General features: G+C 66.9%; 11 protein-coding genes. 1 reads left to right on the top strand and 10 read right to left on the bottom strand.

Annotation, left to right across the window (positions count from 1 at the left end; all coding sequences use genetic code 11):
• The 10 genes from rapZ to AB4Y84_RS07860 form a co-directional block, all read right to left on the bottom strand.
• Window positions 1-825: RNase adapter RapZ (rapZ, locus tag AB4Y84_RS07905; protein ID WP_442249960.1), on the bottom strand; the 825-nt coding region annotated here is incomplete at its 3' end.
• Between the two features lie 27 nt (window positions 826-852).
• Window positions 853-1,803, bottom strand: a complete 951-nt coding sequence (gene hprK, locus AB4Y84_RS07900; protein WP_004147299.1) for an HPr(Ser) kinase/phosphatase — start codon at window positions 1,801-1,803, stop codon at window positions 853-855.
• Window positions 1,800-2,252 (bottom strand): PTS sugar transporter subunit IIA, encoded by a 453-nt coding sequence (locus tag AB4Y84_RS07895; protein WP_312787177.1) that lies wholly within the window; start codon window positions 2,250-2,252, stop codon window positions 1,800-1,802. Before AB4Y84_RS07895 ends, hprK begins: the two co-directional genes overlap by 4 nt.
• A gap of 21 nt (window positions 2,253-2,273) precedes the next feature.
• Window positions 2,274-2,591, bottom strand: a complete 318-nt coding sequence (hpf, locus tag AB4Y84_RS07890) for a ribosome hibernation-promoting factor, HPF/YfiA family (protein ID WP_312109583.1) — start codon at window positions 2,589-2,591, stop codon at window positions 2,274-2,276.
• A gap of 58 nt (window positions 2,592-2,649) precedes the next feature.
• Window positions 2,650-4,089: an RNA polymerase factor sigma-54 gene (locus AB4Y84_RS07885; RefSeq protein WP_442243882.1), complete on the bottom strand. Its 1,440-nt coding sequence runs from the start codon at window positions 4,087-4,089 to the stop codon at window positions 2,650-2,652.
• 40 nt (window positions 4,090-4,129) lie between these two features.
• Entirely contained in the window at window positions 4,130-4,849 is a 720-nt protein-coding gene (gene lptB / locus AB4Y84_RS07880) for an LPS export ABC transporter ATP-binding protein (protein ID WP_353101484.1), read from the bottom strand.
• Window positions 4,849-5,373 carry a lipopolysaccharide transport periplasmic protein LptA gene (gene lptA, locus AB4Y84_RS07875; protein WP_025874018.1) on the bottom strand — a complete coding sequence of 175 codons (525 nt, stop codon included), beginning with the start codon at window positions 5,371-5,373 and terminating at the stop codon, window positions 4,849-4,851. The genes lptB and lptA overlap by 1 nt, the downstream gene beginning before the upstream one ends.
• 105 nt (window positions 5,374-5,478) lie before the next feature.
• Window positions 5,479-6,054 (bottom strand): LPS export ABC transporter periplasmic protein LptC, encoded by a 576-nt coding sequence (lptC, locus tag AB4Y84_RS07870; protein ID WP_025874017.1) that lies wholly within the window; start codon window positions 6,052-6,054, stop codon window positions 5,479-5,481.
• Complete coding sequence (locus AB4Y84_RS07865) at window positions 6,051-6,599, bottom strand: KdsC family phosphatase (RefSeq protein WP_025874016.1); 549 nt, start codon at window positions 6,597-6,599, stop codon at window positions 6,051-6,053. Before AB4Y84_RS07865 ends, lptC begins: the two co-directional genes overlap by 4 nt.
• A gap of 66 nt (window positions 6,600-6,665) precedes the next feature.
• Window positions 6,666-7,667 (bottom strand): KpsF/GutQ family sugar-phosphate isomerase, encoded by a 1,002-nt coding sequence (locus tag AB4Y84_RS07860; protein WP_442243880.1) that lies wholly within the window; start codon window positions 7,665-7,667, stop codon window positions 6,666-6,668.
• A gap of 54 nt (window positions 7,668-7,721) precedes the next feature.
• Here AB4Y84_RS07860 and AB4Y84_RS07855 point away from each other — a divergent pair.
• Window positions 7,722-7,891: BolA family protein (locus AB4Y84_RS07855; protein WP_442249961.1), on the top strand; the 170-nt coding region annotated here is incomplete at its 3' end.

Genomic DNA, 7,891 nt, shown 5'->3' with positions numbered 1-7,891 from the left:
AGCCAGGCGTTCGGCCAGGAACACCGAGCGGTGCTTGCCACCGGTGCAGCCGAAGGCCACCGTCACATAGCTGCGGGTGCCGYCACCCAGCTTGGGCAGCCAGGTATCCAGGAAATCCATCAACTGCGACAGGTAGCGCTGCACATCCGGCTGTGCTTCCAGGTAGTCGCGCACGCCGGGTTCGCGGCCGCTCAACGCACGCAGTTCCGGATCCCAATGCGGGTTGGGCAGCACGCGCGCGTCGAACACGAAATCGGCCTCGGCCGGCACGCCACGCTTATAGGCGAACGATTCGAACAGCAGCGACAGGCGGGTGGCATGGCCCATCGCGAATTCGGTGATGATGCGGCGGCGCAGCTGATGCACGTTCAACGCACTGGTATCGATCACCGCATCGGCTTCGCGGCGCAGCGGCGCGATCAGTTCGCGCTCGCGGGCGATCGCTTCCGGCAGCGACAGGCCCAGCTGGCTCAGCGGGTGCCGGCGGCGGGTGTCGGCGTAGCGCTTGAGCACCGTTTCATCGCTGGCCTCGAAAAACAGCACCTTGGCGTCCACCCCGGCATCGGTGGCCAGCTGCCGCCAGCTGGACAACTGGGTCAGGTCGCTCTGCCCACGCACGTCGATGCCTACAGCCAACCGGCGCGATGCCGCGCCGTCGTGGTGGCTCAGCACATTGCGCACGAAATCCGGCAGCAGCTGGATCGGCAGGTTGTCCGAGCAGTAGTAGTCCTGGTCCTCGAAGGTCTTCAGGGCGACGGATTTACCCGAGCCGGACAGGCCACTGACGATGATCAGGGTCGGGGCGGTGGGAATGACGGTGCTCATGGACGGGCTCTTCGAAGGACAGGGGGGTCAGGGCGTTCGCCGTTCCAGCAGGTTGCTGTGGCGGGCGATGAACATTGCCGCTGGGTCGATACCCTTGGTACGCAGAATGTGCAGGCGGGTGGCCGCCTCGGTCAGAACGGCAAGGTTGCGGCCGGGCATCACCGGCAGGGTGATCAGCGGCACGTCCAGGTCCAGCACGTGGCGCGTGCCCGAGTCACCGGTCAGGCGCTCGTAACCATGGGGGGTGGGCTCGGTCATCGGCTTGGTCAGGTGGACGATCAGCCGAAGGTACTTGTTCTTCTTTACAGCGGTGTCGCCGAACATCTCGCGCACGTTCAGCACGCCCAGGCCGCGCACTTCCAGCAGGTCCTGCAGCAGTTCCGGGCAGGTGCCATCGAGCACGTCGGGGGCGATCTGGGTGAACTCGGGGGCATCGTCGGCCACCAGGCGGTGACCGCGGCTGAGCAGTTCCAGGGCCAGCTCGCTCTTGCCTGATCCCGCTTCACCGGTGATCAGCACGCCGATGGAGTAGATCTCCATGAACACGCCATGCAGGATCACCCGCGGCGCCAGCGTCCGGGCCAGGTGGTAGGACAGATGGTTGAGCAGTTCGTGGCCGCGCTTGGGTGACAACCACAGCGGCGTGCCGGATTCATCGGCGGCCGCGCGCAGGTCTTCCGGGCACGGCTGGTTGCGGGTAAGCACCAGCGCCAGCGGATGCGACTGCATGATCTTTTCGATGGTTTCCCAGCGCTGGCGTGGTTCCAGCGCGTCCAGCCAGGACAGTTCCTCGGTACCGAGGATCTGCACCTTGTTGGGATAGATTGCATTGAGATAGCCGGCCAGCGAAGGGCGTCGCGAGACCGTATTGCCGGCCTCCAGCTCGCGCTTCTCACCGGATTTGCCCGCTGCCCAACGCAGGCCGAGCCGCTCACGCTGCTGTTCGAACAGTTCGCGGGCAGTGATGCTGGTATTCATGCGGCGCTCGCCGGTGGGGTCAGGTCCAGGGCCTGGCGCAGCTCCCGTGCATCGCCGGCCTCGCGCAGCGCCTGGCGGATGCAGGGCGCGGAAAACAGCTCGGCCAGCTCGGACAGCAGCATCAGGTGTTGATGGGTGTAGTGGGCGGGAACGGCCATGGCGAACACCAGGTCCACCGGCTCGTCGCCACCGAAATCGACCGGGGCCTGCAGGCGCAGCAGCGCGCCACGGGGGCGATCCAGGGTCGGCGCACGACCATGCGGGATGGCGATGCCGTAGCCGATCGCGGTACTGCCCAACGCTTCGCGCTGGCACAGGTTGAGATAGATCTGTTCGGCGTTGGCCTGGCGGCAGGCCAGCAATCCGGCCGCGGCCTGCAGGACGCTGTCGCGGTCGGTGGCCGTGCAGAGCTGGGTCTGCACGGCCGCCAGGAGGTCAGTCAGGGGCATGTCTGCGGGGAGCGGTGGCGATCAGCCACCATTGTCGCCCACCGGCAGCGGTGCGTGCTGCTGTTTTTTCTCCTTGTGCTTGATCACCAGGCGGTCAAGCTTGTCCGCCAGCAGGTCGATCGCCGCATACATGGTCTGCGCATTGGCTTCAGCGTGCAGGGTCTGACCCGGAATATTGAGGCTGGCATCGACGTGGTGCTCAGTCTTCTGCAGCTTGAGCGTCACCCGCGCTTCGCAGTGCTGGTCGAAGTGTTTGCCGACCCGGGCCAGCTTCTCCTCTACATAGGACTGCAGGGCCGGGGTGACTTCGACATCTTTGCCAAACGTTTCGATGCGCATCGGGTTTCTCCTTTGATCGGAAGTGCCAATGAACCTCTCCGCCGGGCGCGGCGGCGCGTCAAACGATTCTGACTCTTTCGTGCGAGGCGGAGATGTTCATGGCCTCACGATACTTCGCCACGGTGCGCCGCGCTACTGGGATTCCCGATGTTTTGAGCAGGTCAGCCAGCTTGGCGTCAGAAAGCGGCTTGCGTGGGTTCTCGTCATCGATCAGGCGCCGGATCATGGCCTGGATGGCGGTGCTGGACGCTTCGCCACCGCCGTCGGTGTCGATGCCCGAGGCGAAGAAGGCGCGCAGCGGCAGGGTGCCGCGTGGCGTACGCACATGTTTGCGGGCGATCGCGCGCGATACGGTGGATTCGTGCAGGCCCAGTTCGCCGGCGATCTCGCGCAGGGTCAGCGGGCGCAGTGCCTGTTCGCCGAATTCAAGGAAGCCCGCCTGCTGCTGGATCAGGCTGCGCACCACCCGCAGCATCGTCTCGCCACGCGCCTGCAGGCCCTTCAGCAGCCAGCGCGCTTCCTGCAGCTGGCCGCGCAGATAACCGGCATCGGCGTCACCGCAGTGACGGATCATCTGCTCGTAACCGCGGTGGATCACCAGCTTGGGGCCGGCATGGGCGGCCAGCGCGGCGCGCCAGATGCCGTTCTGCCGCCATACGACCACGTCGGGTACCACGTAGGTATCCTGGGCGAGCGGGGCGATCTGGGTGCCGGGGCGAGGGTCCAGCGAGCGCAGCAGGGCCACGGCCGTCTCGACCTCGGCCAACGGCTGCTTCAGCTGCTGGGCCAGGCCCGTCACGCCGCTGCGTGGCAGCTGTTCCAGTGGGCCGGCGGCGACCTGCCGCGCCAGGGCCAGGCAGGGGGTGTCGACAGGAAGCACGTCCAGCTGCAGTTGCAGGCATTCGCCAAGGCTGCGTGCGGCCACGCCAACGGGGTCGAAGCGCTGGATCTGGTGCAGCACGGTCAGGATTTCGTCTTCACCGGCGTGGATCGCCGGCAACAGCGCTTCGGCGATGGCCGAGAGCGGCTCGCGCAGATAGCCGTCGTCTTCCAATGAATCGATCAGCGCGGCACCGATGCTGCGGTCGCGCTTGGACAGGTGGGTCAGGTGCAGCTGCCACAGCAGGTGGTCGGCCAGGGTTTCGGTTTCGGCAACGCGTTCGGCGGCACTGCCGTTGTCGTCGTCGTCATCGAAACTACCGCCGCTGCCGCCACTGCTCCAGTCCAGTTCGGCGGGCGCCCAGTCGTCGCCGCTGCTTTCAGCGTTGTCGGGCGGGGCGTCATTGTCGCCGCCCGCGTCGTCGCTGCTGGCGTCTTTGTCGACACCGGCGCCTTCGTCGCTGCTGTCGGACCAGTCCAGCAGTGGATTGCTCTCCACCGCCTGGGCGATTTCCAGCTCCAGCTCGGTCGTGGACATCTGCAGCAGCTTGATCGCCTGCTGCAGCTGGGGCGTAAGCACCAGCTGCTGTCCCAACGATGTCTGCAGCCGAGTCTTCATGCCTGTGCCGAACGGAAGGGAGAGGGCCCGGCGGCCGCGGTTACAGCTTGAAGGAATCCCCAAGGTAGACGCGGCGCACGTCGGCGTTGTCCAGGATCGCCTCCGGCGAGCCCTGGGCCAATACGGTGCCCTCTGCGAGGATATACGCGCGGTCGCAGATTCCCAAGGTCTCGCGCACGTTGTGGTCGGTGATCAGCACACCAATGCCGCGTTGCTTGAGATGGGTGACGATGCGCTGGATTTCGCCGACCGAGATCGGGTCCACACCAGCGAAGGGTTCGTCGAGCAGGATCAGGCGCGGCTTGGCGGCCAGTGCACGCGCGATCTCGCAACGACGACGCTCACCACCGGACAGGCTGGCGCCGAGCTGTTCGGACACGTGTCCCAGCTGCAGTTCGTCGAGCAGGCTGTTCAGTTCGCGCTCGCGGCCGGTCGAATCCAGGTCCTCGCGCAGTTCCAGCACCAGACGCAGGTTGTCGGCCACGGTCAGCTTGCGGAACACCGACGGTTCCTGCGGCAGGTAACCCACACCCTGCTTGGCGCGGGTGTACATCGGGTCGCCGGTGATGTCCTTGCCGTCCAGCACGATGCTGCCGGCATCGGCACCGACCAGGCCGACGATCATGTAGAAGCAGGTGGTCTTGCCGGCACCGTTGGGACCCAGCAGGCCGACCACTTCACCGGCATCCAGAGTCAGCCCGAAGTCCTTGACGACTTCGCGCTGCTTGTAGCGTTTGCGCAGGCCAGTAGCGACGAGCATTACTTCTTGCCTCCCGCCGGGGCCGGGGCGGCAGCAGGCGTCTTGTTCTTCGGCGGAATCACGGTGCGCACGCGGCTGCCATCGCCGCCGGAGTTCATCTCACCGCTGCGGGTGTTGTAGACCATGCGCTGGCCAGCATTGGTGCCGCGCGCGCTGGTGACCTTGTAGTTGCCGGTCAGGGTGATGATCTCGGTGGTGATGTCGTAGTCGATCCGGTCGGCCACCGCATCCATCCAGGTGCCATCGTCGAGCTGCTGCTTCATCTTGGCCTGCTTGCCGGTGAACACCGCACGCACGGCTTCGCCGCCCTTGAGGTAGATCTCCGCTTCGGACGAGCGCAGGTCCAGGGTGCCCTGGGTGATGATCACGCCACCGGACAGCACGGTCTTGCCATCACCGGTGAGGGTGCCGGACTGCGCACCGGAATCAATGTTCATCGCTTCGTTGCGGTCCGTCGACTTGGCAAAGGCGACAGCGGGGACAAGAAGACTGAGTGCGAGCACGGCTGCAAAGGGAATCTTCATCGGGGTCCGTTCTACCGGTGGTGGCCCTCCGGCGGGACCGGGGGCGGCGGGTGGGGGCTGCCGGCTTCGCGCCTGTCGGGAAGACGTCGCGGGCGGGCGGCGGAATCAGCGCTTGGGCGTGTAACGGCCCTTGGACTGGCTGAGGAAATGATACGTGTTGTTCTTCGAATCCACCTCGAACCCGACACCGGACTGCTCCATGCCGGGCCGGGTCATGGTCACCAGGGCATCGGTGCGGGCGCGATTGTCCTTCGGGAACACGTCCAGGTGGTCGGTGCGGAAGGTGGTCGGGACCACGCCCGGGCCGGCCGGGCTGTCGCCGGCGACGTTGCCACGCAGCTTCATCTCGTCGCCCTTGGCACTGAGCCAGCCGGTCTGGGCGCGCAGCGTCCAGTGCTTGCCGTCCTTGTCGGGCATTTCGAACAGCGGGGTGGTGATGTTGAGCGTCTGGTCGCCACGCTGGCGTTCCAGCAGGGGCGCGCGCAGAGTGGTCGATTCCTTGCCATGTTCGTCCAGGGCGACGATCTGGAAGTCGTGCAGGATGTAGTCCACACCGGCGTCCTGGCCTTCGACGGCAGGTGCCTTTTCACGGTTGCGCAGCGCTGCCCAACTGCTCAGCAGGGCAGCCAGCAGCAGGCCGACGCCGAGGATCATCCGCCAGTTCAGGGTGGGGGCATTCATGCGCCGAACCTCGCCAGCACGGCGTCCACGCGGCCCTGCGCGGCCAGCAGCACGTCGCACAGCTCGCGCGCGGCACCACGGCCACCGTCAGCACGGGTGATCCAGTGCACGCGCTCGGCGATCCACGGATGGGCATTGGCCGGAGCCACCGCCAAGCCGACCGCTCCCAGCGGCGCCAGGTCGGGCAGGTCGTCACCCATGAAGGCCACCTGCTCCAGGCCGATGCCGTGCTGGGCGCACAGCGCCTGCACGCTGGCCAGCTTGTCGCCGACGGCAATCTGGGTGTCGATGCCCAGGTCGGCGCCGCGCTTGAGCGCGGACTGGCTGTTGCGCGCGGTGATCAGCACGGGGTGGATACCGTGCTGCTGCAGCAGTTTCAGGCCCAGGCCATCCTGCACGAAGTACGCCTTGCTCTCGTTGCCATCCTTGTCGTAGTACAGCCGACCATCGGTGAGGGTGCCGTCCACGTCGAAGCAGGCCAAGCGGATACCGGCCGCAACGGCATGCAGGTGGGCGGGGAAGGCGGGCAGGGGGGACCAGGGCATCAGGGCATCGGACTCGGTGGTTGCGGGCTCGTTGGTACAGACTGAATGGGGTCTACGGACTGTCGGTTAAACCACCCGGGCCCGCAACAGGTCATGAATGTTCAGGGCGCCGACCGCGCGGCCCTGGCTGTCGACCACGATCAGGCCGGTGATCTTGTGGGTTTCCATCAGCCGCGCAGCCTCCACCGCCAGCTTGTCGGCGCTGATGGTGCGCGGTTGCCGGGTCATCACATCGGCGATCCTGGCGGTGCGCACGTCCAGGTCGGTGTCCAGGGCGCGGCGCAGGTCGCCGTCGGTGAACAGGCCGATCAGCACGCCCTGGTGGTCGACCACGGCGGTCATGCCCAGGCGCTTGCGGCTCATCTCCATCAGCGCTTCGCTGAGGCTGGCGCCGACATCGACCTTGGGCAGGTCCTCGCCGGTGTGCATGACGTCGGTGATGTGCAGCAGCAGGCGGCGGCCGAGGCTACCGGCCGGGTGCGAGCGGGCGAAATCGTCCGCGGTGAAGCCGCGTGCGTCCAGCAGGGCCACCGCCAGGGCGTCGCCCATCGCCAGCGAGGCGGTGGTGCTGGAGGTGGGCGCCAGCGCCAGCGGGCAGGCTTCGGCCGGCACGCTCACATCCAGGTGGAAATCGGCGGCGCTGGCCAGGCTCGACTGCGGGCGGCCGGTCATGGCGATCAGCACATTGCCCTGGCGCTTGAGCACCGGCAGCAGCATCAGCAGCTCATCCGATTCACCCGAATAGGACAGGGCCAGCACGACGTCATCCTCGGTGATCATGCCGAGGTCGCCGTGGCCGGCCTCGCCCGGATGCACGTAGAACGCCGGGGTGCCGGTGGAAGCCAGGGTGGCGGCGATCTTGCGCGCGACATGGCCGGACTTGCCCATGCCGGTGGCGACCACCCGGCCGCGGCTGCCCAGGATCGCCCGGCAGGCCTGCTGGAAGGCATCGCCGAGGCGGTCGGCCACGGCGTCCAGCGCCTGCCGTTCGATCTCGAACACGCGCCGGCCACTGGCGACCAGGGCGGCAGGGTCGGCGGAACGGGGGGGCAACAGGGATTCGGCCATGCGGACGCCACGCAGCGGAAGTAGAATGGACGCACATTTTATTAGGAAAGCCCGTTGGACGCCGACACCATCCGCAATCTGATCGAAACCGGCCTGCCCGGCGCCCGCGCCGACGTACAGGGTGACGATGGCGTGCATTTCGAAGCGACCGTGGTCAGCGAGGCCTTTGCCGGCAAGCTGCCGCTGGCCCGCCACCGGATGGTGTATGCCACTCTGGGTGACCT

Source organism: Stenotrophomonas sp. 2YAF22, assembly GCF_052114665.1.
Lineage (GTDB): Bacteria > Pseudomonadota > Gammaproteobacteria > Xanthomonadales > Xanthomonadaceae > Stenotrophomonas > Stenotrophomonas indicatrix.
This window is presented reverse-complemented; position numbering and strand designations above follow the sequence as displayed.